The organism is Kosakonia sp. N21 (assembly GCF_050587465.1).
Classification (GTDB): Bacteria; Pseudomonadota; Gammaproteobacteria; order Enterobacterales; family Enterobacteriaceae.
In genome coordinates this window covers 1-487 of record NZ_JBOBHR010000036.1, presented here as the reverse complement: position 1 = coordinate 487, position 487 = coordinate 1, and the positions used below count along the sequence as shown (strand labels likewise).

Here is a 487-nt window from a genome sequence, read left to right as displayed (position 1 = left end):
TGCCTGAACGGTCAGGTCACGGATACGCTGCAGGTTGTTGTTGACTTCGCTCAGCGCGCCTTCAGCAGTCTGCGCCAGAGAGATACCGTCGTTCGCGTTACGCGCAGCAACGGTCAGGCCGTTGATGTTGGACGTAAAGCGGTTGGCAATTGCCTGGCCCGCAGCGTCGTCTTTAGCGCTGTTGATACGCAGACCGGAAGACAGGCGCTCAATCGCGGTGCCCAGGGAAGACTGAGATTTAGTCAGGTTATTCTGAGTCATCAGCGACAGGGTGTTAGTATTAATAACAGCCATGATATTTATCCTTTATTAATAAATGTAATTTCCGGTAAGCGCCAGCGGCTTCATCACCGTCATAATTGTTATCGACGCAGGTAAAAAACTCTTTAGCGGTTTTTTTTATTATTTCCAGGTTATTTATTTTCCTGCGAAATAAAAAAAGCGCCGACAAGCGGCGCTTTTTCGCAGATAACGCTACGTAATCTAT

The 487-nt window shown here is 48.0% G+C and carries 2 protein-coding genes; both read right to left on the bottom strand.

The genetic code is table 11. The features are described from left to right. The coding region (locus ACQ3G7_RS24730; RefSeq protein ID WP_496353906.1) for a flagellin N-terminal helical domain-containing protein at positions 1-294 on the bottom strand (294 nt) is incomplete at its 3' end. Then, the coding region (locus ACQ3G7_RS24725; RefSeq protein WP_430893021.1) for a hypothetical protein at positions 281-487 on the bottom strand (207 nt) is incomplete at its 5' end. The genes ACQ3G7_RS24725 and ACQ3G7_RS24730, both read right to left, overlap by 14 nt.